Origin of the sequence: Corallococcus sp. CA041A (assembly GCF_003612075.1) — a bacterium.
Taxonomy (GTDB): Bacteria; Myxococcota; Myxococcia; order Myxococcales; family Myxococcaceae; genus Corallococcus; species Corallococcus exiguus.
The window spans coordinates 11,572-35,065 of record NZ_RAWF01000022.1 but is presented as its reverse complement, the minus strand read 5'-3'; the positions used below and the strand labels follow the sequence as shown (position 1 = coordinate 35,065).

Below are 23,494 nucleotides of genomic sequence, written 5' to 3'. Positions count from 1 at the left end.
CCCATGACCCGCACTCCCCAGTCCTTGATGCGCGCGGCCCTGGCCGCCCTGTCGCTCGCGGCGCCCGCCGCCAGCGCGCAGACGACGCCCGCTCCGGTCGCGAAGGCCACGCCCGCTCCGGCCGCGAAGGCCACGCCCGCGGAGGCGAAGCAGTTCGCCGAGAAGCTCAACGCGGACCTGAAGCAGCTCTGGACCCGTCAGGCCACCGCCGAGTGGATCAAGAGCACGTACATCACCGACGACACGGAGCGGAACGCCGCCTCCGTCAACGAAGAGGTGATGGCCTACGTCAACAACGCCATCAAGGACTCGCGCCGCTTCGACGGGCTGAAGCTGGACGCGGACACCGCGCGCATGCTGCACCTGCTGCGCGTGTCCCAGACGCTGCCCGCCCCGGCCAACGCCGCGCAGCGCTCGGAGCTGGCCTCCACCGCCGCGAAGCTGGAGGGCCTCTACGGAAAGGGCAAGTACTGCGGCAAGGACGGCAAGGGGAAGTGCCGCGACCTGGAGGAGCTGTCCGACGTCATGGCGGAGAGCCGCAACGCGGACGCGCTGCTGGACGCGTGGACCGGCTGGCACGCCATCAGCCGCCCCATGCGCCCGCTCTACACGCAGCTGGTGAACCTCTCCAACTCGGGCGCGAAGGACATCGGCTTCAACGACCTGGGCACGCTGTGGCGGTCGTCCTACGACATGACCCCGGCGGAGTTCGAGAAGGAGGCGCAGCGGCTCTGGGGCCAGGTCAAGCCCATGTACGACGAGCTGCACTGCTACGTGCGCGGCCGGCTCGCGAAGCAGTACGGCGAGGCCGCGGTGCCCGCCGGCAAGCCCATCCCCGCGCACCTGCTGGGCAACATGTGGGCGCAGGAGTGGAACAACATCTACCCGCTGGTGGAGCCGTTCCCCGGTCAGGCCAGCCTGGACGTGGACAGCGCCCTGGTGAAGCAGGGCTACGACGCGGAGAAGATGGTCAAGCTGGGGGAGAAGTTCTTCACCTCGCTGGGCCTCAAGCCGCTGCCGCAGACCTTCTGGGAGCGCTCGCAGTTCACCAAGCCGAAGGACCGCGACGTCGTCTGCCACGCGTCCGCCTGGGACGTGACGTACGACAACGACCTGCGCATCAAGATGTGCATCAAGCCCACCGAGGAGGACCTGGTCACCATCCACCACGAGCTGGGCCACGACTACTACTACACGTACTACTACAAGCTCCCCGTCCTCTTTCAGGCCGGCGCCAACGACGGCTTCCACGAGGCCATTGGCGACGCGCTCACGCTCTCCATCACCCCGGCCTACCTCCAGCAGGCGGGCCTGCTCAACGCGGTGGAGAAGAACGACAAGAACGTCATCAACCTCCAGCTGAAGGACGCGCTGGAGAAGGTGGCCTTCCTGCCCTTCGGCCTGCTGGTGGATCAGTGGCGGTGGGACGTGTTCAGCGGGAAGGTGAAGCCGGCGGACTACAACAAGAGCTGGTGGGCGATGCGCACGAAGTACCAGGGCATCGCCGCGCCGGTGGCCCGCACGGAGCAGGACTTCGACGCCGGCGCCAAGTACCACGTGCCCGCCAACGTGCCGTACACGCGCTACTTCCTCGCGCGGATCCTCCAGTTCCAGTTCCACAAGGCGCTGTGCGAAGCGGCCGGCATCACGGGCCCCCTCAACGAGTGCTCCATCTACGGCAACAAGGCCGCGGGCGCGCGCCTGCAGGCCATGCTGGAGCTGGGCGCGAGCAAGCCGTGGCCGGATGCGTTGTCCGCCATGACGGGCACCCGCCAGATGGATGCCACGCCGATGCTGGAGTACTTCGCCCCGCTGCGTCGCTGGCTCCAGGAGCAGAACAAGGGCCAGAAGTGCGGGTGGTGACGTTTACCTGGTGATGTTTCCAGGGAGTGGACTTCGCCTGGGACGGGCGCTTAGGCTAGCGCCCGTCTTGTAGGGTCGAACTCTGTAGGACCGGACGGCGACTCTTCCTGTCCGCGATGAAAGAAGAACAGCAAATGGCGACTGGTACCGTGAAGTGGTTCAACGACGCGAAGGGCTTCGGCTTCATCACGCAGGACGGCGGGGGCGAGGACGTGTTCTGCCACCACACCGCCATCAACATGGACGGCTTCCGCACCCTGGCCGAGGGCCAGAAGGTGGAGTTCGAAGTCACCAAGGGCCCCAAGGGCCTGCAGGCGCAGAACGTCCGCGCCGCCGCCTGAGCCTGACCGTTTCCTGATTCACCCAAGAAGGTCCGACTCTCACCGGGTCGGGCCTTCTGTATTTTCCGGAGCCCGCATGTCCGCCCCCACGTTCCGCCTGCGCATCCTCCCCCTCGTCGCCGCCCTCGGGTGCGCCACGTCCTCCACCTCCACGGCCCCCACGCCGCCGGCCACCACCACCGCGTCGGCGCCCGTGTCGAAGGCGTCGCTGGCCGCGCTCAAGCAGGAGCTGGTGAAGCAGCACGGCGAGGCGCAGCGCGCCCGCATCGAGCGGGGCGTGGATCAGGTGGCCGCGCTGTGGCGCCCGGAGGACGGGGACCTGGCGGCCTTCGTACGCGAGCAGTTCCTGCCCACGGGCCCCCAGCTGGACGCGACGTTCACGCGCTTTGAAGGACTGTTCGAACAGTTCGACGGCCACATGAACGAGCTGGGCCGCGAGCTCCAGTGGTTCACGGACCTGGACCTGGGGCCGCTGTTGCCGGTGGAGCCGCTGCTCGCGGCGTATGACCCTTCCTCCAACGTCACGTCGGACCTGTTCCAGGCGAAGCCGGGCTTCGTCGTGCTGCTCAACTTCCCGCTCACCACGCTGACCGAGCGCGTGAAGGAGGGCCCGTCCTGGACGCGGCGCCAGTGGGCGGAGGCGAAGCTCGCGTCGCGCTTCAACCGGCGCGTGCCCGCGGCGGTGGAGCAGAAGGTGTCGCAGGCCATCGCGGACGCGAACCTCTACATCGCCGAGTACAACGTCTGGATGCACCACCTGGTGGACGCGAAGGGCCAGCGCCTCTTCCCCCAGGGGCTTCGTCTCATCAGCCACTGGAACCTGCGCGACGAGCTGAAGGCGGACTACACGGACCCAAAGGGCCTGGCGAAGCAGCGGATGATCGTCCAGGTGATGGAGCGCATCGTCACGCAGACCATCCCCGCCGCCGTCATCGATAACCCGCGCGTGGACTGGGATCCGTTCACCAACAAGGTCTCGGCGGCTCCGCCGGAGTCGGTGGAGGAGAACGCGCCCCAGCGCGCCGTGAAGGCGGACGCCGCGCCGGAACCGGACACGCGCTACGCGCGGCTGCTCGCCACGTTCAATGCATCGCGGAAGGTGGATCCGTACTCGCCGGTGGCCCCCACGCGCATCGCTCGCGCCTTTGAACTGGACCGGGGCCTGCCGGAGGAGCGCGTGCGCGCGCTGCTCACCCAGCTGCTGGAGTCACCGCTGGTGCCGCGCGTGGCGAAGCTGATTGAGACGCGCCTGGGCCGCCCGCTGGAGCCGCAGGACCTGTGGTACCCGGGCTTCCGTCCGGGCTCGAAGGTGCCGGAGGCGCAGCTGGACGCGCTGACGCGCAAGCGCTACCCCACGGCGGACGCCTTCGCGCGCGACATCCCGCGCATCCTCCAGGGGCTGGGCTTCACGCGGGAGAAGGCGGACGTGCTCGCGTCATACATCCGCGTGGACGCCTCCCGAGGCGCGGGCCATGCCCAGCAGGCGCTGCGCCGGGGCGACTTCCCCCGACTGCGCACGCGCGTGGAGAAGGGGGGCATGGACTACAAGGGCTACAACATCGCGGTGCACGAGCTGGGGCACAACGTGGAGCAGGTCTTCAGCCTGTACCAGGTGGACCACACGCTCCTGTCCGGCGTCCCCAACAACGCCTTCACGGAGGCGCTGGCCTTCGTCTTCCAGGCGCGTGACCTGGAGCTGCTGGGCCTGGGCCAGCCGGACGCGGCCAGCGAGCGCGAGCGGGTGCTCAACGACTTCTGGCAGGCGTGGGAGATCGCCGGCGTGGCGCTGGTGGACATGGCCACGTGGCACTGGATGTACGAACACCCGGACGCCACGCCCGCCCAGCTGCGCGACGCGGTGGCCGGCCTGTCGCGCGACGTGTGGAACCGCTACTACGCGCCGGTGCTGGGGCGGAAGGACAGCCCGGTGCTGGGCATCTACAGCCACATGATCAGCTACCCGCTGTACCTGCCGGACTACCCGCTCGGGCACCTCATCGCGTTCCAGATTGAAGAGCACCTGAAGCAGCACGGCCCGCTGGGCGCGGAGTTCGAGCGCATGGCCACCTTAGGCTCCGTCACCCCGGACGAATGGATGCGCCACGCCACCGGCGCCCCCGTCAGCGCGGACGCTTTGTTGCGCGCCACTGAAGCCGCACTGTGATAGTTCGGCCATTCCCCATTTATCTCTTCTGGAGGATTGACCTTGAATTTCATCTCTCGTGCGCTGGTGCTGGGCTCCCTGTCGGCGATGGTGGGCTGTGTAACGACGAAGGGCGGCACGAAGACGCCGGACACGAACGAGCCGACCCCCGCGACCGCGTCGCTGGTGGACTTCTGTGACGACGCGCAGAAGGCCATCTCGAAGGAGGCGGACACGCTGGCCAGCCCCTACGGGATTGATCAGCACATCGCCAAGAACTTCCCGGACCGCAAGGTGTCGTGGCTGATGACGGACAGCGCGTACCAGAAGTTCGTGGTGCAGACGGGCGCGAAGAACTTCGGCCGCTGCAACGACACGGCCTGCTACCTGTTCGCGGCGCCGTCGGCGTCCATCCACGGCGCGGTGGAGAAGGCGAAGACGGCGGACGGCAAGCATGACCCGGCGGTGCTGGGCCAGGCGCTGGGCCTGCCGGCGAAGAACTTCGAAGGCCCCCTGCGGATGATGACGCTGGACCTGGGCGCGCAGAAGGTCTGCACGCGCCTGCCGGTGGACGCGGATCCGGGCGTGTGGAAGTGCACCACGCCGGAAGACACCGACTGCTTCAAGTTCGGAGGCTACACGTCCGGCGGCGCGCCGGAGGTGATGGTCATCAACGCGCTGGTGGCTGACACGCAGGTGGCGGAGATTCCGTGAGCGACGAGGAGGTGCTCCTCCAGAGCCCCCTCCTGTACCGCGTGCTGCGCGGGCGGGACGGGGCGCTGTCCATCGAGGTCGTGGTGGGCGGCATCATGCAGTTCGAGGTGCGCGTGCACCTGAACGCGGAGGAGACGGAGTCCTTCCAGCGGGAGGGACGCGCCTTCGCGGACCGCATGGCCCAGGCCATCATGGCGAACCCGCCCTTTGGCGGCCGGTCCGTGAAGCTGTCCGCGCAGTGACGCCTTCGCGGGGACCCGCCGCGTGCGGGTCCCCGTCGCAAGGCCACTACGGCGTGGCGGCGGTGTTGCCGGGGATTTCAATCAGCTCGACCTCGAAGGTGAGCACGGCGTTGGGCGGGATGCGCGAGCCCGTGGGCGGGCGCTCTCCGTACGCGGTGCTCCCGGGGCAGGTGAGCTTCGCCTTGCCGCCGACCTTCATCTTCTGCACGCCCTGGGTCCAGCAGGGGATGACGCCGTTGAGCGGGAACTCCACCGGCAGGCCGCGCTTGAAGGAGCTGTCGAACTCGGAGCCGTCCACCAGCGTGCCCTGGTAGTGCACCTTCACGGTGTCGGTGGCGCGGGGCGACTTGCCGGTGCCGGCCTTGAGCTCGCGGTAGATGACGCCGGAGGGCAGCCGGGTGGCGCCGGGCTCCTTGGACGCGCGATCCAACGTGGCGACGTTGACCTGGGCCATGCGCGCCTTGGCGAGCGTCTGGAGCTTCGGCGCGTACTCCTTCGGATCCACCGCGGGCGGAGTGCCGGCGACCGCGTCCTGGATGCCGCGCTGGAGCAGCTCCAGCTCCTCGGGGGTGAGGGCGAGCGCCGTCACGCTCTGGCCCAGCGAGAGGCCGAGCGAATAGATGGTCTTCTGATCATCCGTCTTGAGCTCCAGGGGCGCCTGGGCAGGGGCGGCCTTCGCGGCGGCCTCGGGCGCGGCGGCCGGCTTGGAGCTCTTCGTCGGGGCCTGGGCCAGGGCGAGGCCCGGAGCACCGAGCATCAGGACCAGGGCTGCCTTCCACTGCATGCGCATGCTTCCGCCTTTCACGAGAATGGGGGCGACTATAGGGCCGCGGATGCGCCGCGGGGCATCCGTGCGCACAGGCCAACGCGAAGAATCCAGCGAGCGGAAAACCACGGTGCACGCAGGCCTGCCTGGCGCTCGGGAAGGGCGCCGTTTTCTTGCGCGCATGACGTCTGACCGTACTGTGCCTTCAGGTCGCTGCACCCCCGCAGCAGCCTGTTGCACCAGCTGGAGGTCATGAGCCAATGAGCGAGAAGCGGAAGGCCAATCGGGCGCCCCTGGACATCTACCTCAACAAGTACATGGGCGGCGTGCCGTACATGACCCGGGCCGCGGACATCAGCCAGGAAGGCGTCAGCCTCTCGCGCCTCATCGAGCCCCAGCACGACGCGCGCCGCGTGGGCCTCCAGTTCCAGCTCCCCGGCTCCGAGGAGATCATCTACGCCGAGGGTGAAGTCGTACGCGAGTGGAAGGAACTGGGCCGCAAGGAGCAGTCCGGCGTGCGCTTCACGCTGCTCACCGAGCGGCACCGCAAGATGATCGACGCCTACGTCGACCGTCACACCGAAGGCAACTGACACAAGGCGTTACCCTCCGCGTGCGTCACCGCGATTGCGCGGTGCCACCGGCGGTTCGCGGTACCCCGCGTCAGGTTCATCAGGCGGATCCGACTGTCTCCGGGTCGCCTTGACTTCGCGCGAAGCGCCCCCCTTGAATGACCGGAGAGGTTCCCTGTGCGCTCGCCGACTTTTCGCGGCGGCGACAGCGGGAGGAGTGCTCCGTGAGGCGTTCGCTGTGGGGATTGTTGCTGGTCGTGCCGCTGACGGCGCTGGGCCAGGGCAAGGACGCGAAGGTCGCCACGCCCGCCGCTGAGCCCGCGCGCGGCGTGGGCACTCCGGGCATCAACTGGGAGGGACAGGTCCTGCGCGCCACGGGCGCCGGAGCCCCGGACCTCAAGGCCGCCAACCCCGGGCAGGCGCGCCTGGGCGCCGAGCGCGCCGCGAAGCAGGACGCGTTCCGCAACCTGCTGGAGCAGGCCCGGAGCATCCAGGTGAGCGCGGGCCGCACCGTGGGCGACGAGCTGGCGCGCGACGAAGTGAAGGGCCGCGTCGAGGGTGCCATCCGCGGCTACAAGGTCGTGGCCACGCGCTACTTCTCCGACAGTGGAGTGGAGATGGACGTGGAGGTGCCGCTCGCGGTGCTCAGCGCGGCGCTGACGCCCGCGCGGGATCCGGCCATCGTGCTCAACGCCGACGGCGCGGCGAAGTACACGGGGCTCGTGGTGGACGCGCGAGGGCTGGGCGCGAAGCCGGTGCTCGCGCCCCGGTTGGTGGACGCGACGGGCAAGGCGCTCTACGGCGCGACGGTGCTCACGGAAGAGGCGCGCGGCACCGCGGGCGTCGCGGCCTGGTTCAACAGCCTGGACGCGGCCCGCAAGGCCTCGCGCGTGGGCGACAAGCCCCTGGTGGTGAAGGCCGCGCAGCTCCAGGGCTCGGATCTGGTCCTGAGCGCCGACGGCATCCGCGCGCTCACCGACGCGAACACCCACTTCCTGGCCGAGGGCCGGGTCGTCATCGTCACGCAGTGATGTCCGTGAGCTCCTTCCGGACGACGGCCGTGCTCGCGATGGCGGCGATGCTGGTGGGTGGCTGCGCGGCGAAGCAGGAGCAGCCCGCGACGGTGGCCCGCGCGGAGCAGTTGATGGCGTCCAACGCCGCCAAGCGCGGCGACCTGGTGCTCCGGTGCGAGCCCTCGGACGCGCAGGTCCTGATGGACGGCGTGGAGCAGGGGACGTGCAGCGACTTCGCCGGGGTGTCCCGGAGCCTGCGGTTGGGGGACTCGGGCTTCCACCAGGTGGACGTGAAGAAGCGCGGGTTCTATCCCTACACGACCTACTACCAGCCCAGCGGAGCGCGGGTGACGTTGAAGGTGAAGCTCCGGCCCCTGGCGCCCGAAAGCGGCGGCGTTTCGCCCTGAGGAGGCCGTGCCAGGGCTGGCGCCCTGCACCGCGAGGTGGCAGGCGACGCCCCGGGTGCGCTCAAGGACCGCAATCAAGGGCCCAAGACGCCGTAGGATGGGCGGGGACAGGAGGCGGTCATCGGACGTCGCAAGAGAGGCAGTGAGCGCGCGGTGAAGGGGGCCCCCCAGCCCATCGCGACCCCCGAAGTGTCCCCGGTGCTGCACGTCGTGCACCCGGAGCCCGTGCCCCCGCCCGGCGACCCCTCGGCGCTGGACGAGGCGGAGGCCCGCCGGGTCGACTTCATCTGGTCCGGCGTGATGGTGGGCTCGCTGGCGCTGGTGTTCGCGCTCCTGTCCGTGTTCGGCGGGGTGGCGGTGCCGGTGCTGCTGGCGCTGACGGGCGCGTACGCGTTCAACCCGCTGGTGACGCTCCTGGAGAAGCGCGGCGTGGACCGCACCTGGGGCACGTCCATCCTCTTCTTCGCGGGCACGCTCCTGATGGTGGGCGCGGGCCTGTACCTGGTGCCGGTGTTCCGCGACGAGGCGGCGAAGCTGCCCGGCTTCTTCCAGCGCGCCAGCACCCAGGTGGTGCCTCAGGTGGAGTCGCTGCTGGGCGTGTCGCTGCCGGACCTGGTGAGCCAGCGCACCGCGGAGCTGGGGGAGAAGGCCTCCGAGCTGCTCCAGAGCGCGGGCCCCACGGCGGCGCGGCTGGTGGCGAGCTTCGCCGGCAACACCGCGCGCTTCGCGGCCACGCTGCTGGGCCTGTCGGTGGTGCCGGTGCTGGCGTTCTTCTTCCTCCAGGATTACCCGCGCCTCATGGGTCGCATCCAGGACCTGTTGCCGCGCCGCTCCGTGGCGCTGGCGACCCAGCGCTTCCGCGAGGTGGACGAGGTGCTGTCCGCCTTCGTGCAGGGCCAGCTCACCGTGGGCGCCATCCTGTCGGTGCTCTACGCGGTGGGGCTGTCCGTGGCGCGCATCGACCTGGCCATCGCCATTGGCCTCATCGCCGGCTTCGGCAACATGGTGCCCTACCTGGGCACGGGCATCGGCGTGGTGCTGGCCGTACTGGGCGTCCTGCTGTCGTGGCAGGGGCCGTGGCAGCTGGCGGTGGTGGCGGCGACCTTCATCATCGGACAGCTGGCCGAGGGCTTCGTCATCACCCCGCGCGTGGTGGGGGAGAAGGTGGGCCTGGCCCCCGTGGCCGTCATCATCGCCGTGCTCGCCTTCGGTGAGCTGTTCGGCTTCGTGGGCATCCTCCTGGCCGTCCCGGCGAGCGCCATCCTCAAGGTCGTCCTGAGCGTCGTCCTCCAACGCTACCGTCGCACGCAGCTCTACAAGGGGAGCGTGCAGGAGCCGTGACGAAGCTGGAGAAGCTGCACCAGGAGATCATCGCGTGCCGGGCCTGCCCCCGGCTGGTGGAGTGGCGCGAGGAGGTGGCCCGGGTGAAGCGGCGCGCCTACCGCGACTGGGACTACTGGGGGAAGCCCGTCCCCGGCTTTGGCGACCCGAAGGCCCGGCTGATCATCGTGGGTCTGGCGCCCGCCGCGCACGGGGCCAACCGCACGGGGCGGATGTTCACGGGCGACCGCTCCGGCGACTTCCTCTACGCGGGCCTGCAGCGCGCGGGCTTCGCGAACCAGGGCCACAGCGAGCACCGGGACGACGGCCTGAAGCTGACGGACGCCTTCATCGTCGCCGCCGGCCGGTGCGCGCCGCCGGACAACAAGCCGCTGCCGGAGGAGCTGGCCCGCTGCGCGCCGTTCCTGGACCGGGAGATGGCGCTGTTGCCTGGACGGGTGCTGCTCGCCCTGGGGGCCATCGGGTGGAACGCCGCCCTGGCGTCGGCCGCTCGCACGGGCAGTCCGCTTCCCACGCCCCGTCCCGCCTTCGGCCATGGCGCCGAGTACCGGCTGCCGGACGGCCGGTGGCTCGTGGGCAGCTACCACGTCAGCCAGCAGAACACGCAGACAGGGAGGCTCACCCCCGCCATGTTCGACGCGGTGATGAAACGCGTCCGCGCGTTGTTGGAGACGTGAACGCGGGGAAGATCAGGGCCCGTGCTCATGTTCCTTGACAGGTGTGGGAGCCCGCTGTTATTCCCCGCGCCCATCCGCACGACGGGTCGTTAGCTCAGCGGTAGAGCACTACCTTGACACGGTAGGGGTCAGTGGTTCGATCCCACTACGACCCATCATCAGTAAGAGTTCCATCTCGCGGGCGGCAGGCTTTCTCAAAAGCCTGCCGCCTTCGGTTTTTTCCAGCGCAGAGGTTTATCCGCCATGTCCGAATCCATCACGGTGACGCTCCCCGACGGCAGCCAGAAGCAGACCGCCCGGGGCACGACCATCGCGGACTTCGTGAAGGGCAGCATCGGCGTGGGGCTCGCGAAGGCGGCCCTGTTCGCCCGGGTCAACGGCCAGGACATGGACCTGGCCCGGACGCTCGACGAGGACGCGAAGCTGCAGATCTTCACGTCCAAGAGCCCGGAAGGCCTGGACCTCATCCGTCACGACGCCGCGCACGTGGTGGCCAGCGCCGTGCAGAAGCTGTTCCCCGGCACGCAGGTGACCATCGGTCCGTCGACGGAGGAGGGCTTCTACTACGACTTCTTCCGCGAGAAGCCCTTCACGCCGGAGGAGCTGGAGAAGATTGAAGCGGCCGCCAACGCGGAGCTCAAGCAGGACGCGCCCTTCGTCCGCACCGAGATCTCCATGGAGGACGCCATCAAGCTCTTCGAGGAGAAGGGCGAGAAGTTCAAGGTGGAGATCGTCAAGGACATCGCCGCCAAGGGCGCCAAGACGCTCACGCTCTACACCCACGGCGACTGGGTGGACTTCTGCCTGGGGCCCCACGCGCCCAGCACCGGGAAGATCGGCGTCATCAAGATCCTCTCCTCCAGCGGCGCGTACTGGCGCGGCGACCACCGCAACCCCATGCTCCAGCGCGTGTACGGCACCGCCTTCTTCGACAAGAAGGCGCTCGAGGCCTACGTCACGCGCATCGAAGAGGCGCGCAAGCGCGACCACCGCAAGCTGGGCAAGGAGTTGGATCTCTTCCACTTCCACCCGTACTCGCCGGGCGCGGCCTTCTGGACGCCCAAGGGCACCGCGCTCTACCAGACGCTGTCGGACTGGATGCGCTCGCTCACGGCCGGTGACGGCTACTTGGAGATCAAGACGCCCCTGATGTTCAACAAGGGCCTCTGGGAGACGAGCGGCCACTGGGGCAAGTACAAGGAGAACATGTTCCTGGTGCTCGACAGCGAGTCCGGCGAGCACGACTTCTCCCTCAAGCCGATGAACTGCCCGTCGCACCACCTGTTCTACGGCTTCAAGAAGCACAGCTACCGCGACCTGCCCCTGCGCCTGCACACCCAGGACGTGCTCCACCGCAACGAGGCCGCGGGCTCCCTGGGCGGCCTCACCCGCGTGCGCCAGTTCGCGCAGGACGACGCGCACATCTACTGCATGGAGAGCCAGATCACCGACGAGGTGCGGCGCTTCGTGAAGCTGTTGGACCGCGTCTACAAGGCGGTGGGTCTCACCTACGCGGTGAAGCTGTCCACGCGCCCCGAGCAGCGCTTGGGTGACGAATCCCTTTGGGATCGCGCGGAAGGCGGCCTCAAGGCGGCGCTGGAGTCGCTGGGCCTGGAGTACGAGCTGGCCCCCGGTGACGGCGCCTTCTACGGCCCGAAGATCGACTTCGCCGTGTCCGACAGCATTGGCCGCAAGTGGCAGCTGGGCACCATGCAGCTGGACTACCTGGCCCCGGAGCGCTTCGACCTCACCTACGTGGGCGAGGACAACGCCCCGCACCGCCCGGTGGTCCTCCACCGCGCCATCTTCGGCTCCTTCGAGCGCTTCACCGCCATCCTCATCGAGCACTTCGCCGGCGCCTTCCCGGCGTGGCTGGCCCCGGTGCAGGCCATCCTCGTCACCGTGGCGGACCGTCAGATGGACTACGCCCGCAAGGTGCGCGACGACCTGCGCGCCAAGGGCTTCCGCGTGGAGCTGGACGAGCGCGGCATCACGCTCAACGCGAAGATCCGCGAAGCCCAGCTCCAGAAGATCCCCTTCACCCTGGTGGTGGGCGACAACGAGGTGGAGGCCGGCGCCGTGGCCCCCCGTCGCTACGGCGGCGAGGACCTGAAGACGATGAAGTACGCCGACTTCGAGGCGCTCCTCGTCAAGGAAGCCACGTTGCCCTGAACGGCAGTGCAGGGGATTTGACTTTTCGTGTGGGTCGCGGCTGAGGTTTCTGCGATGGCTGTAGGAAACGCTACCCCCATCGCATCAAAAGAGTGATAGAGGCTTCCGCCCAAAGCGTCCGGGAACCGTGTGTCCCGGTCCGCCGTCAGTCACGAAGATTGCCGGCCGACAGGAAGCAGAAGGAAGGTTTGGGATCATGCCCAAGTTGAAGACCCGCAGCGCCGCGAAGAAGCGCTTCCACGTGAAGAAGAGCGGCCAGGTGAAGTTCGGCAAGGCGTTCAGCAAGCACCTGTTCACCTTCTCCAAGACGGCCAAGCAGAAGCGCGGCAACCGTGGCACGGGCCACCTGCGCGACATGGACGCCAAGAAGGTCATCAAGGAGCTGTTCCCCTACGGCGCCTGAGTCGTCCTCGGGTTTGAACCAACCGTGAGTCCTGGCGGAGCGGCGTGAAGCCAGCGCCCCGGGGCTCCCTTCCAGAAGTCAGGAGTGTGTCATGCGCGTCAAAAAGGGTTTCAAGGCTCGTCGTCGTCGTAATCGCATTCTCAAGCTTGCGAAGGGCTTCCGCGGCCGTCGCAAGAACTGCTACCGCCGTGCGAACCAGGCCGTCGAGCGCGCCCTGGACTACGCCACCCGCGACCGCGCGGTGCGCAAGCGCAACTTCCGCTCGCTGTGGATCGTCCGCATCAACGCGGCCGCCCGCACCGTGGGCCTGTCCTACTCGAAGCTGATCGCCGGCTTGGCGAAGGCGAAGATCTCCCTGGACCGCAAGGTCCTGTCGGATCTGGCCATCGCGGACCCCGCGGGCTTTGCCGCCATCGCCAACATCGCGAAGGCAGCCTGAGACACGGCCGGCGGTGACGCCGGCTTCCGAAGCTGAAACGGGCTGCCTCCACCAGGGGGCGGCCCTTTTTTTTGCCCGGCGCCAGAGGCGACCGGGGCGTGAATGGAAGGCGGGAAGAGGACCATGCGAGACCGGTTGCAGGCGTTGGCGGACGCGGCGCGCCAGGAGATCTCCGGCGTGTCGGAGCCCTCGCAGGTGGAGGCGTTGCGCATCCGCTACCTGGGCAAGAAGGGCGAGCTGTCCGCCGTGCTGGGCGGCATGGGCAAGCTGCCCCCCGACGAGCGGCGCGCGTTGGGAGAAATCGCCAACACCGTCAAGGCGGAGTTGGAGCAGCTGCTGGCGGACGCCACGAAGCGCGCGGAGGACGCCGCGCTGGAGGCCCAGCTGAAGGGCCCCAAGCTGGACGTGACGCTGCCCGGGCGCGCGGTGCTGCCCGGCGGGCGGCATCCGGTGTCGCGCACGATGGAGGACATCGTCCGGACGTTCGCGCGGCTCGGGTTCGAGGTGGCCGTGGGCCCGGAGATCGAGCTCGACTACTTCAACTTCGAGGCGCTGAACCTGCCCAAGGATCACCCCGCGCGGGACATGCAGGACACGTTCTACGTGGACGAGCCCAGCCTGGGCCACGCGAAGAAGGCGGACAGCCCGTCGCTTCTGCGCACGCACACGTCGCCGGTGCAGGTGAGGCACATGCTGGCGCGCAAGCCGCCCATCCGCGCGGTGATGCCGGGCCGGGTGTACCGGCGGGATTCGGACATCACGCACACGCCCATGTTCCACCAGGTGGAAGGCCTGCTCGTGGACAAGGACGTGAGCTTCGCGGAGCTGAAGGGCACGCTGGACGCGTTCGTGAAGGCGTTCTTCGGCTCGGAGACGCGCACGCGCTTCCGCCCGTCGTTCTTCCCCTTCACGGAGCCCTCCGCGGAGGTGGACGTCACCTGTGCGTCGTGTGGAGGCAAGGGCTGCCGCGTGTGCAAGCAGACCGGCTGGCTGGAGGTGCTGGGCAGCGGCATGGTGCACCCGAACGTCTTCACCGCCGCGGGTTACGACCCGAAGGAGGTGACGGGTTACGCGTTCGGCATGGGCGTGGAGCGACTGGCCATGCTGCGCTACGGCATCGATGACCTGCGGATGATGTTCGAAAACGACGCGCGCTTCCTCGCGCAGTTCTGATTCCGGCCCACCAGGAAAGAGGACAACCCTGTGAAGATTTCAGTGAAGTGGCTGGGTGATTACGTCGCGCTGCCGCCGTCCGTGGACGAGCTGGCGCGCAAGCTGACCGCGGCGGGCCTGGAGATCGAGGGCGTGGAGCGCCCCGGCGAGGGCCTGCGCGGCGTGGTGGTGGCGCAGATCCGCGAGTCGGTGCAGCACCCCAACGCGGACAAGCTGTCCGTCACGCAGGTGGACATCGGCGGCTCCGCGCTGTTCCAGGTGGTGTGCGGCGCGAAGAACTTCAAGGTCGGCGACAAGGTGCCGCTGGCCACGGTGGGCGCGAAGCTGCCCAACGGCATGGAGATCAAGCAGGCCGCGCTCCGGGGCGTGGACAGCTTCGGCATGCTCTGCTCCTCGAAGGAGCTGGGCATCACGGAGGATTCGTCCGGCCTCCTCATCCTCCCCGCGGACACGAAGCTGGGCATCCCCATCGCGGAGGCCCTGGGGCTGGATGACTCCGTGCTGGAGGTGAACGTCACCCCGAACCGGCCGGACGCGCTCAGCCACCTGGGCATCGCGCGCGAGGTGGGCGTGGTGACGGGCGCAGCGTTGAAGCCGCCGCAGCCGAAGCCCGCCGAGTCCGGCAAGCCCGTGGCGGAGCTGGTGAAGGTGCGCATCGACGCGAAGGAGCGCTGCTCGCGCTACGCGGCGCGCGTGGTGGAGGGCGTCACCATCCAGCCGTCGCCGCAGTGGATGCAGGACCGGCTGAAGGCGTGCGGCGTGCGCGCCATCAACAACGTGGTGGACGTCACCAACTTCGTGCTCCTGGAGTACGGCCAGCCGCTGCACGCGTTCGACCTGGAGAAGGTGGCGGGCCAGGAGATCATCGTCCGCACCGCGAAGGCGGGCGAGAAGCTGCGCACGCTGGATGACAAGGAGCGCACGCTGGACGCGGACGACCTGGTCATCGCGGACCGCGACCGGGCGCAGGCGCTGGCGGGCGTGATGGGCGGCGGCGACAGCGAGGTGACGCAGGGCACGAAGCGCATCGTCATCGAGTCCGCGCACTTCCATGGCTCCGGCGTGCGCCGGTCCGCGAAGCGCTACGCGCTGCACACGGAGGCGTCGCACCGCTTCGAGCGCGGGGCGGACCTGGACGCGGTGCTGCCGGCGTTGGACCGGGCCGCGCAGCTCATCGCGGAGCTGTCGGGTGGCACGGTGGTGCCGGGGAGGGTGGACGTGCAGCCCGAGCCCCTGGCGCCGCGCCGGGCGACGCTGCGCTACGCGCGGGTGGAGAAGGTGCTGGGCGTGGCGGTGCCGGAGGCGGAGGTGCGGCGCATCCTGACTGCGCTGGGCTTCAAGTCCGTGGAGGAGTCGCAGGGGCAGACGACGTACGAGGTGCCCCGGGCGCGCGTGGACGTGGAGCGCGAGGAGGACCTGATGGAGGAGGTCGCCCGTGTGTACGGCTACGACAACATCCCTGCGCGGCTGCCGCGAGGGCTGGAGACGCTGGCGCCGGAGCCGCTGTCCATGGAGGCCGAGCGTCGGCTGCGCCACGCGCTGGGCGGCGTGGGGCTGTCCGAGGTGGTGAACTACTCGTTCGTGGCGCCGAAGTCGCTGGAGGTGCTGGGTGGGAAGGAAGCGCCTATCGCGCTGATGAACCCGCTGAGCGTCGAGCAGTCGGTGATGCGCACGAGCCTGCTGCCGGGCCTGCTGGAGAACCTGTCACGCAGCGTGCGCCACCAGGTGGAGTCGGTGGGCCTCTACGAGACGGGCCGGGCGTACTTCCGGGACGCGCAGGGAGGGCAGGGCATGCGCCCGGCGGCTCGCGAGGTGCCGCGCGTGGCGGGCTTGGTGTGGGGCCTGCGCGGTGGTGGCCGGAGCTGGACGGCGAAGGACTCGCGCGTGGACTTCTACGACGCGAAGGGGGCGGTGGAGGCGCTGCTGCACGCGCTGCACGTGGAGGGCGCGGCCTTCACCCCGGCGGAGGCGCCTGCGTACCACCCGCGGAGCTGCGCGCAGGTGGCGTTGAGCGACGGGACGGTGCTGGGGCTCGTGGGTGAGGTGCACCCGCGCGTGACGAAGGCGCTGGGCCTGCCGGAGGGCGTGTTCGTGTTCGAGCTGGACACGGATCCGCTGTACGCGGCGGCGCGGCTGGTGCCGCAGGCGGCGGCGCTGCCGAAGTACCCGGCGGTGCTGCGCGACCTGGCGGTGGTGGTGCCGCTGGAGCTGCGCAACGAGGAGGTGCGTCGGGTGATCCTGGAGGTGGGGGCGCCGCTGGTGGAGGACGCGCTGGTGTTCGACGTCTACACGGGCAAGCCCATCCCCGAGGGGAAGAAGAACCTGGCGTACGCCTTGAGGTACCGCTCGCCCGAGCGGACGCTGACCGACGCGGAGGTCACGGCGGCCCACCAGCGCATCATCACGGAGGTGAACCAGCGGCTGGGGGCGGCACTGCGCGCCTGAATTCCTGAATGAAGTCAGGACGTTGACACGGTTCGGGGAAGGCTGACACCATGCCCCGCGTTCACCGGCCAATCACGGGTGCCAGAGGACTCGCATGACGAAAGCGGACATCATCGAGGGGGTCTACGAGAAGGTCGGCTTCTCCAAGAAGGAGTCGGCGGAGATCGTCGAGCTCGTCTTCGACACCGTGAAGGAGACGTTGGAGCGCGGGGACAAGATCAAGATCTCCGGGTTCGGAAACTTCCAGGTGCGCCAGAAGAAGGCGCGAGTGGGCCGCAACCCGCAGACGGGCAAGGAGATCGAGATCAGCGCCCGCCGGGTGCTGACCTTCCGGCCGAGCCAGGTGTTGAAGAGTGCCCTGAACGGCGAGGCACCTCCGGAGAACCACGCGGAGATCGACGCGCAGGAAGAGGCGGCGGCGGACGCGGCGGAGGCCCGGGGCGAGGACTTCGACGAGGGAATGGAAGAGGGCGACGAGTAGGTTTTTTTCATCGGCGCCCCTCACCTCCTGCTTGACCTGAAACGAGGGCAGGGGCATAAGGGCGCACCGTTTCACGACGGCCGTTTTCGGGGCGTAGCGCAGCCTGGTAGCGCACTTGCTTGGGGTGCAAGTGGTCGCAGGTTCAAATCCTGTCGCCCCGACCAAATAGAGGCCCTGGAGTCCCCGGTGCAAGCCGGTGACTCCAGGGCCTTTGTTTTTTCGCGAGTGCGCAGGCGGCGAATGCCGAGTCGCCGCGCTCCCATGGCGCGAACCTCTCCGCCCACAGCGCCTCCTACCTCTCATGGGGAGTCACCTTGAACGGCGGAATCTCGTCGGCGAGTGTGACCGAGAGCCAGAGGTTGTTGTTGCTCGAGGGGATCGGGGGGCCACGTCACCCAGGCGGGGCGGGTTGGTTCACGACGACGCAAATCTTGGGGAGACCTGGGATGCCGCATCCATCCGGAGGACACATTGGAAGCCAGACTCCGCTCGTTGCTCGACTTGTTCGACGGTAAGCGCCGTTACCTCATCCCCCTGTTTCAGCGCCCCTACGTCTGGACCGAAGAGCGGCAATGGGCGCCGCTTTGGGAGGACATCGTGCGGCAGGCTTCTCTTGCTGCCGGCGGCGCGCATGAGGAGCCGCCACACTTCATAGGGGCGGTGGTCATCAATCAGGTGCGCACTTTCGGCAATCAGGTTCCCGCGCACGAAGTCATCGACGGGCAGCAACGCCTGACCACCTTCCAAGTTCTGCTGGCCGCCATCCGGGACGTGGCACAGGTGGAAGGCGCCGCGGATGTTGCCAGCGAGTTGAGCCCCTACACCGCCAACAAGGGCATGATGGAGCATCCGGATGTCGAGCGCTTCAAGCTCTGGCCGACGATCAAGGACCAGCCCGCGTTCACGGCGGTAGTCAGCCTCGGAAGCCAGTCGGCCGTCGAAGCGCAGTATCCTGCCGTGTACAAGCGCAAGGTGCTGCAGCCGCGCGAGCGCCTCGTGGAGGCGTACTTGTTCTTCACCCGCGCATTGAGGTCCTACCTCGATGACGCCGAAGAGGACCGCACGACAGCACTGCACGCCGTTTTCGAGGCCCTCCGGCGCCGGCTTCAGCTCGTCACCATCGAGCTCTCGGGCAATGATGATCCACAGGTCATTTTCGAGACCCTCAATGCTCGGGGTGAGCCCCTGCTCGCTTCGGATCTGCTCCGTAACTACGTCTTCCTACGAGCCGCGCGGAACAAGGAGGATGTTTCAGGCCTCCACAAGCAGTACTGGGCGCCGTTCGATGAGGAGGCGGACGACCTGCAGGACGCGAAGAGCAAACGCTTCTGGCAAGTGCAGGAGCGGCAGGGGCGCTCACTTCGTCCTCGCATCGACCTCTTCCTTCAGCATTTTTTGGCGTTCAAGACCGAGCAGGAGCCGAACGTTACGCGGCTCTTCCACGACTATCAGCGGTGGATACGAGAGAAGAACCCGTTTCCATCAGTGGAAGCAGAACTCGTGGACGTTACCCGCTGCGCGAATGCGTTCCGGCGCCTCCTTCGTCCGGACCCTTCCACACGGCTCGGCGCCCTTGCGGTGAGGCTCCGGGACATGGACACCAGTACCGTCTACCCTCTGATGCTGGCGTTGCTCATGCGGCAGGAGCTTCCCGAGGTCGAGTTCGCGGGAATTGCGACGGACATCGAGTCCTTTCTGATCCGCAGGCTGGTCTGTGGTCGCACCACAAAGGCATACAATCGTTATTTTCTCCAGCTCACGCGAGAGGTCAAGGCGTTGGTCGGCGTTGATCGTGCTGCTTTTCAGAGTCTCTTGCTGGCGGGAGAGGGCACGTCGGTGGACTGGCCGGACGACGCGGAGTTCCAGCGCGCGCTCCAAGACCGGCCGCTCTACATGGAGCTCCGCGCTTCGCGGCTCGAGATGCTTCTCCGCGCGCTTGATGAGGCACTCAGGACCGCCAAGACCGAGAAAGTGACTGTCGATGGTGACCTGAGCATTGAACATGTGATGCCGCAGCAGTGGGAGGCGAATTGGCCGCTGTCCAAGGCCGCGGTGGCGAAAGCGGGCGGACATGAGGAGGCGGAGCAGAAACGTGACGTGCTCGTTCACACGCTGGGAAACCTGACGCTTCTGACGCAGGAACTGAACGCGTCTGTGAGCAACGGTCCCTATGTCGACAAGCAGAAGCACATCACCGCGAATTCCGCCCTCCGAATGAATACGTACTTTCAGACTGAGGCTGAATGGGACGAAGACGGCATCCGGAAACGGGGCGAGATGCTGGCGATGCTGGCAACGAAGTTGTGGCCTAAGCCTCGAATTGCCTGAGCATGATGTCGGACAAGTCTTGATGCCGGGGCGAACACATCCTGCACCGGTGATGCGGGCCCAGATGACACACGAGCGCGGCGCGCTGTTCTCCGGCGCGGGAACGATGTTCATCCCCGCAGGAATTATTCACTCTCCTTCCTGCTGGGACTTCCGGGACCCCAGTTATTCCTCGTTAGGGATGCGTTGCGGAGAGTGCGTGATTGGCGCGAGCATGCGGTCCGCTGCTCGCCCCCAGGCGGGCGGTCCTCACCCTCAAGGAGTGTTCAGCACATGCGAATCCCCCGGACTTCCGGCCGTAGGACGCTGCTTGGAACGCTGCTGTGTACCCTCTCCCTCGTGGCCTGTGGTCCGGCCCCCGAGGCCGAGCCCACCGACAACGCTCCCGTGGGCACGGAGAAGCAGCCCGTCGTCTACGGGACCGACAACCGCACGGACGTGTACGCGCACGCGAACGCCACGCTGCGCGCCCGCGCTCAGCAGTCCACCGTCGCGCTGATGAACCCTTCGGACTTCAACGCGACCAACCCCAACAACGTCACCTTCAACGGGTCCACGCTGCGCTCCGCGTACAACCTCTGCACCTCCGAGCGCTTCCTGGACGACCTGACCCCGGCCTTCTGCTCCGGCACGCTCATCGACGATGACCTGGTGCTCACGGCGGGCCACTGCATCACCAGCGCGTCGGCCTGTAGCAGCACGCGCTTCGTCTTCAACTTCTACCGCACCGCCGCCGGCGCCATGCAGACGGTGACGACCGCGGACATCTTCTCCTGTCAGGCGATTGTCGCGCGCCAGCAGGCCACGGTGGGCGGTCGCAACCTGGACTTCGCCATCGTCCGGCTGGACCGGTCGGCCACCCCGCGCTTCACGCCCGCCCCCATTCGCGCGGGCAACGCCGCGCTGCCCGTGGGCACCAACGTGACGGTCATCGGCTCGGGCAGCGGCATCCCCTTCAAGATCGACTCGGGCGGCTCGGTGCGTGACGCGCGCGCGGGCACGCTGGACTACTTCGTGGGCACCACGGACACGTTCGGCGGCAACTCGGGCTCGGGCGTGTACGAGAACAACGGCTACACGGTGGCCGGCATCCTGGTGCGCGGCGAGACCGACTACAAGACCAGCGGGAGCTGCAGCGTCGTCAACACCTGCACGGAGACGGGCTGCCGCGGCGAGGACATCACCTACGTTCGGCCGGCCATCGACGAGTACTGCGGCGTGGCGACCAGCACGCGCCTGTGCGCGGGCTACCCGCCGCCCCCGACGCCGGTGACGTTCACCTTCACCGCCACCAACACCAACAGCGCCAACCAGAACACCGTCAACCACAACGTCACCCTGGCCGCCGGGCAGACCCTCAAGTTCGGCACCTGCACGGTGCCGGGCGCCACCGGCACGGGTGACACGTACCTGCGCCTGTACAACGGAACCTCCCTGGTGGTCTCGAACGACGACGCCTGCGGCACGCTGTCCTACGCCAGCTTCAAGGCCACGACGGCGGGCACCTACCAGATCCGCGCCGGCTGCTACTCCAGCGGGAGCTGCAGCGGCACGGTGGCGTACACCGTCCAGTAGTCCCTGAAGGACCGAAGCGGGCGGTGGCGTCCGTCACCGCCCGCACCGGGCTCCTTCACTCCGGCAGCACGAGGGCGATCCTCGCCCCGCCAGCCATCCTGGCGGGGGCCGGAGCGTGACGAGCGCTCAGCAGCAGTTGGATGGCTTCTGGGCGATGACGGCGATCAGCACGGCGATGTTGAGCACGAGCTGCGCCAGCACGACGGCCAGGTACGCGCCACCGGTCGTGAACAGGCCGACGACCATCAGGATGAGCGACGCGCAGTTGAGGGCGATGGTGAACCAGCTGCCCGTCAGCGCCGCCCCGAAGATCTTGCCGAGGGTCCCTCCGAGGTAGAGCGCCTTGATGATCCGGATGACGGTGGAGCCATCGATGGCACCCTGCTGCGCCGCCGCCCCCAGCGTCCGGAGCAGCGAAGTGCTCTCCGTGATGAGCGGCCTGGCGGCCTTGACCACCTGTGTCGCCGAGTAGCCCAGCCCTACCACCGCCAGCAGCAGGCACACGCAGGTCGAGGCCACGGAGATGACCCAGCCGATGCACTCGGTGTCGACCGCCAGCTCCATCCGGTCGCACTCCACCGGGCCCTGCGCGGTGTGGTGATAGAAGACGTAGTGCTTGCCCTCGACCTTCCCGGCGATGGTGCCCACCGGCAGGCCCCCGGGCCCGTTGCCGCGTGACAACCCCAGGTGGAGGTTGTTGCGGAAGAGTGAGCGCAGCCGGTCCTTCATCGCGCCCGGCACGGAGGCCAGCACCTGCTCATAGGACGCGATGAGGGCGTCCACCTGCTCGCCAGAGAGCGGGCTCTGCGCGGGGAGGGCCACCTCCTCCGTGGCCCACCGGACGGAGGGCTGGAGGCCCGCGGAGGGGCGAGGCACCGCCACCAGCGTGGTCGTGGACGGCGCCCCGGGCGGCGGCGTGGAGTCGGAGGGCGGCGTGGCGACGATCGAGGGCATCGCCGTGTTGAGCAACGACGGCGGATTGCCGGTCACCTGGTTGGCCAGGCCGAGCGCGTTCCAGGCGTAGTACGCCACGCAGCCGTCCGCGTCGGAGGGGTCGCTCGACATGTAGTGCTGGAGTTCGTTCTGGGGGAGTTCCAGCGACCACAGGCCCACCGCCTGCAGATGCCCCTGGAAGTCGTGGACCGCCCCACCCGCGACACTGGCATCGGGGTCCGCGCCGAACACCCAGACAGGGCTGGCCACCGAAGGCAGCGTGGTGCCGATGGCCGAAATGGAGTTGCCATCCAGGAAGAGCCGCACCGTGGCGCTCCCGTCGTAGGTCATCGCCAGGTGGTGCCACCCACCCGCGGGCAGCGCCGCTCCCTGCTCCCAGCTCGCACCGCTCGAGCCCGACAGGGACTTGAGGCAGACGTCGAACACGCCATTGTCCCACCGCAGGCCCAGGGCGATGCCATCCCGGGTGTCGCGGTCCCGGCACGCGAACAGCGTACGGTCGCTCAGCTGGAAGTCGGAGGGGGCATCCGCGTTGAACCACGCCTGCACGCTGAAGGGCCCGCCGTTGGCCACCACGGTGAGGTTGTCTCGCGGTGAAGGCTGGACCGCCGCGTTGACGACCCGGAGGGCGGGGGCGAGCATCGTCACGTGCGCGCCGCCCTGGAAGGTCGCGGCCGGGCGGTTGTGGCCGGAGACGTCCCCGGTGGACCCGTCGCTGAAGCTGTAGCAGGCGGTGAGTGACGGGCCCGGCGGAGGCACGTCCCACACCGGCTGGCACTCCTCGCCGGTGAACGCGGTGGACCAGAACGCGACGTTGCAGAACTGCGCGTCGGTGGTGCCCCCCAGGGTGAAGACGCTTTCGGTGATGATGACTCCCGTGGCACTCCCCTCGATGACGGGCGTGCCGTTCGCGTAGAGCGTGTAGTTGCCGGCGCCAGTGCCGGTCCACTGCCAGACGTACAGGATGTACTGCCACTGCTCCGGCAGCAGTTCGACCTCCGCGCACCGCGGCGCATTGAGGCCCGGCATGTCGAGCGTCAGCTGCATGCCGTGAAGCCCGATGGACCAGTCCGTCCCCATCGACAGCAGCAATCCGTCGTAGGCAGGGGTCCGAGGACGAACCCAGAAACCGATGGAGTAGGACGAGGTGCCAGAGTTGTTGATGGGGGTGGACGTGCCCAGTTGGATGCGCTGGCCGTAGCGAACGTCGGCGGCACCGTACTGATACATGGGTCTCATGATGGGGGGCTCCAGGGGTGGGGAAGGACCGCCGCCGCGAAGAGCAAGGAGCGCGCCAGCGCGCGGCGCCTGACCTCTCCTCTGGGGGCGCGGTGCGATCCCGCCGCTTGCGTCCCGGCATGACGCAGCCGAGTCAGTCTGGGACGCACGGCACGCCATGCCCGAGCGTCACGACGCCAGGGCCCGTAAGGTAGACAGACCCGGCA

General features: G+C 68.3%; 20 protein-coding genes and 2 tRNA genes. 20 read left to right on the top strand and 2 right to left on the bottom strand.

The features are described from left to right. The first annotated feature begins 3 nt into the window (after positions 1-3). From D7V77_RS06580 to D7V77_RS06560, 5 genes are all read left to right on the top strand, one after another. Positions 4-1,863: a M2 family metallopeptidase gene (locus D7V77_RS06580; RefSeq protein WP_120575412.1), complete on the top strand. Its 1,860-nt coding sequence runs from the start codon at positions 4-6 to the stop codon at positions 1,861-1,863. 134 nt (positions 1,864-1,997) lie between these two features. Then, the gene (locus D7V77_RS06575) at positions 1,998-2,204 is read left to right on the top strand and encodes a cold-shock protein (RefSeq protein WP_120575411.1); all 207 of its coding nucleotides are present in this window, start codon (positions 1,998-2,000) and stop codon (positions 2,202-2,204) included. A 76-nt stretch (positions 2,205-2,280) separates the two neighbouring features. Beyond that, a complete protein-coding gene (locus D7V77_RS06570; protein ID WP_120575410.1) occupies positions 2,281-4,368 on the top strand; it encodes a hypothetical protein in 2,088 nt (695 codons plus the stop codon). Between the two features lie 42 nt (positions 4,369-4,410). Beyond that, complete coding sequence (locus D7V77_RS06565) at positions 4,411-5,061, top strand: hypothetical protein (protein ID WP_120575409.1); 651 nt, start codon at positions 4,411-4,413, stop codon at positions 5,059-5,061. Next, entirely contained in the window at positions 5,058-5,303 is a 246-nt protein-coding gene (locus D7V77_RS06560; protein ID WP_120575408.1) for a hypothetical protein, read from the top strand. Before D7V77_RS06565 ends, D7V77_RS06560 begins: the two co-directional genes overlap by 4 nt. Before the next feature lie 46 nt (positions 5,304-5,349). Here D7V77_RS06560 and D7V77_RS06555 read toward each other — a convergent pair whose 3' ends face one another. Continuing rightward, on the bottom strand, positions 5,350-6,093 hold the full coding sequence (locus D7V77_RS06555) for an FKBP-type peptidyl-prolyl cis-trans isomerase (RefSeq protein ID WP_120575407.1): 744 nt from the start codon (positions 6,091-6,093) through the stop codon (positions 5,350-5,352). Between the two features lie 236 nt (positions 6,094-6,329). Between D7V77_RS06555 and D7V77_RS06550 the strand changes: the two genes are divergently transcribed. The 15 genes from D7V77_RS06550 to D7V77_RS06480 all read left to right on the top strand — a co-directional run bounded on the left by D7V77_RS06550 (position 6,330) and on the right by D7V77_RS06480 (position 21,095). After that, positions 6,330-6,662, top strand: coding sequence for a PilZ domain-containing protein (locus tag D7V77_RS06550; RefSeq protein WP_120566093.1), 333 nt, complete (start codon positions 6,330-6,332; stop codon positions 6,660-6,662). A 203-nt stretch (positions 6,663-6,865) separates the two neighbouring features. Then, entirely contained in the window at positions 6,866-7,672 is an 807-nt protein-coding gene (locus tag D7V77_RS06545) for an LPP20 family lipoprotein (protein WP_120575406.1), read from the top strand. Continuing rightward, the gene (locus D7V77_RS06540; protein ID WP_120575405.1) at positions 7,672-8,061 is read left to right on the top strand and encodes a hypothetical protein; all 390 of its coding nucleotides are present in this window, start codon (positions 7,672-7,674) and stop codon (positions 8,059-8,061) included. The genes D7V77_RS06545 and D7V77_RS06540 overlap by 1 nt, the downstream gene beginning before the upstream one ends. 210 nt (positions 8,062-8,271) lie before the next feature. Continuing rightward, complete coding sequence (locus D7V77_RS06535; RefSeq protein ID WP_233596730.1) at positions 8,272-9,402, top strand: AI-2E family transporter; 1,131 nt, start codon at positions 8,272-8,274, stop codon at positions 9,400-9,402. After that, on the top strand, positions 9,399-10,079 hold the full coding sequence (locus D7V77_RS06530) for a uracil-DNA glycosylase (RefSeq protein ID WP_120575403.1): 681 nt from the start codon (positions 9,399-9,401) through the stop codon (positions 10,077-10,079). The genes D7V77_RS06535 and D7V77_RS06530 overlap by 4 nt, the downstream gene beginning before the upstream one ends. Before the next feature lie 83 nt (positions 10,080-10,162). After that, positions 10,163-10,234 (top strand) — tRNA-Val (locus D7V77_RS06525). Positions 10,235-10,322: 88 nt separating this feature from the next. After that, positions 10,323-12,251: a threonine--tRNA ligase gene (gene thrS / locus D7V77_RS06520; RefSeq protein WP_120575402.1), complete on the top strand. Its 1,929-nt coding sequence runs from the start codon at positions 10,323-10,325 to the stop codon at positions 12,249-12,251. Positions 12,252-12,447: 196 nt separating this feature from the next. Beyond that, on the top strand, positions 12,448-12,654 hold the full coding sequence (rpmI, locus tag D7V77_RS06515) for a 50S ribosomal protein L35 (protein ID WP_120566087.1): 207 nt from the start codon (positions 12,448-12,450) through the stop codon (positions 12,652-12,654). A gap of 91 nt (positions 12,655-12,745) precedes the next feature. Next, a complete protein-coding gene (gene rplT, locus D7V77_RS06510) occupies positions 12,746-13,093 on the top strand; it encodes a 50S ribosomal protein L20 (protein ID WP_014397247.1) in 348 nt (115 codons plus the stop codon). Between the two features lie 123 nt (positions 13,094-13,216). Beyond that, the gene (gene pheS / locus D7V77_RS06505; RefSeq protein WP_120575401.1) at positions 13,217-14,266 is read left to right on the top strand and encodes a phenylalanine--tRNA ligase subunit alpha; all 1,050 of its coding nucleotides are present in this window, start codon (positions 13,217-13,219) and stop codon (positions 14,264-14,266) included. Positions 14,267-14,296: 30 nt separating this feature from the next. Next, entirely contained in the window at positions 14,297-16,711 is a 2,415-nt protein-coding gene (pheT, locus tag D7V77_RS06500) for a phenylalanine--tRNA ligase subunit beta (RefSeq protein ID WP_120575400.1), read from the top strand. A 94-nt stretch (positions 16,712-16,805) separates the two neighbouring features. Further along, entirely contained in the window at positions 16,806-17,192 is a 387-nt protein-coding gene (locus D7V77_RS06495; RefSeq protein ID WP_014397244.1) for an integration host factor subunit alpha, read from the top strand. Positions 17,193-17,279: 87 nt separating this feature from the next. Further along, positions 17,280-17,356: transfer RNA gene (locus tag D7V77_RS06490), tRNA-Pro, on the top strand. Between the two features lie 328 nt (positions 17,357-17,684). Further along, positions 17,685-19,520: a DUF262 domain-containing protein gene (locus tag D7V77_RS06485; RefSeq protein ID WP_147452003.1), complete on the top strand. Its 1,836-nt coding sequence runs from the start codon at positions 17,685-17,687 to the stop codon at positions 19,518-19,520. Positions 19,521-19,793: 273 nt separating this feature from the next. After that, a complete protein-coding gene (locus D7V77_RS06480; protein ID WP_120575398.1) occupies positions 19,794-21,095 on the top strand; it encodes a serine protease in 1,302 nt (433 codons plus the stop codon). Between the two features lie 126 nt (positions 21,096-21,221). Here the strand turns inward: D7V77_RS06480 and D7V77_RS06475 are convergent, their stop codons facing one another. Next, a complete protein-coding gene (locus tag D7V77_RS06475; protein ID WP_233596726.1) occupies positions 21,222-23,288 on the bottom strand; it encodes a LamG domain-containing protein in 2,067 nt (688 codons plus the stop codon). Positions 23,289-23,494: the final 206 nt, after the last annotated feature.

Coding starts and splice junctions, on each gene's coding strand:
- rplT (WP_014397247.1), top strand. CDS start 12,746: ATGCGCGTCAAAAAGGGTTTCAAGGCTCGTCGTCGTCGTAATCGCATT.
- D7V77_RS06475 (WP_233596726.1), bottom strand. CDS start 23,288: ATGAGACCCATGTATCAGTACGGTGCCGCCGACGTTCGCTACGGCCAG.
- D7V77_RS06540 (WP_120575405.1), top strand. CDS start 7,672: ATGTCCGTGAGCTCCTTCCGGACGACGGCCGTGCTCGCGATGGCGGCG.
- D7V77_RS06480 (WP_120575398.1), top strand. CDS start 19,794: ATGCGAATCCCCCGGACTTCCGGCCGTAGGACGCTGCTTGGAACGCTG.
- D7V77_RS06580 (WP_120575412.1), top strand. CDS start 4: ATGACCCGCACTCCCCAGTCCTTGATGCGCGCGGCCCTGGCCGCCCTG.
- thrS (WP_120575402.1), top strand. CDS start 10,323: ATGTCCGAATCCATCACGGTGACGCTCCCCGACGGCAGCCAGAAGCAG.
- rpmI (WP_120566087.1), top strand. CDS start 12,448: ATGCCCAAGTTGAAGACCCGCAGCGCCGCGAAGAAGCGCTTCCACGTG.
- pheS (WP_120575401.1), top strand. CDS start 13,217: ATGCGAGACCGGTTGCAGGCGTTGGCGGACGCGGCGCGCCAGGAGATC.
- D7V77_RS06550 (WP_120566093.1), top strand. CDS start 6,330: ATGAGCGAGAAGCGGAAGGCCAATCGGGCGCCCCTGGACATCTACCTC.
- D7V77_RS06555 (WP_120575407.1), bottom strand. CDS start 6,093: ATGCGCATGCAGTGGAAGGCAGCCCTGGTCCTGATGCTCGGTGCTCCG.
- D7V77_RS06495 (WP_014397244.1), top strand. CDS start 16,806: ATGACGAAAGCGGACATCATCGAGGGGGTCTACGAGAAGGTCGGCTTC.
- D7V77_RS06575 (WP_120575411.1), top strand. CDS start 1,998: ATGGCGACTGGTACCGTGAAGTGGTTCAACGACGCGAAGGGCTTCGGC.
- D7V77_RS06570 (WP_120575410.1), top strand. CDS start 2,281: ATGTCCGCCCCCACGTTCCGCCTGCGCATCCTCCCCCTCGTCGCCGCC.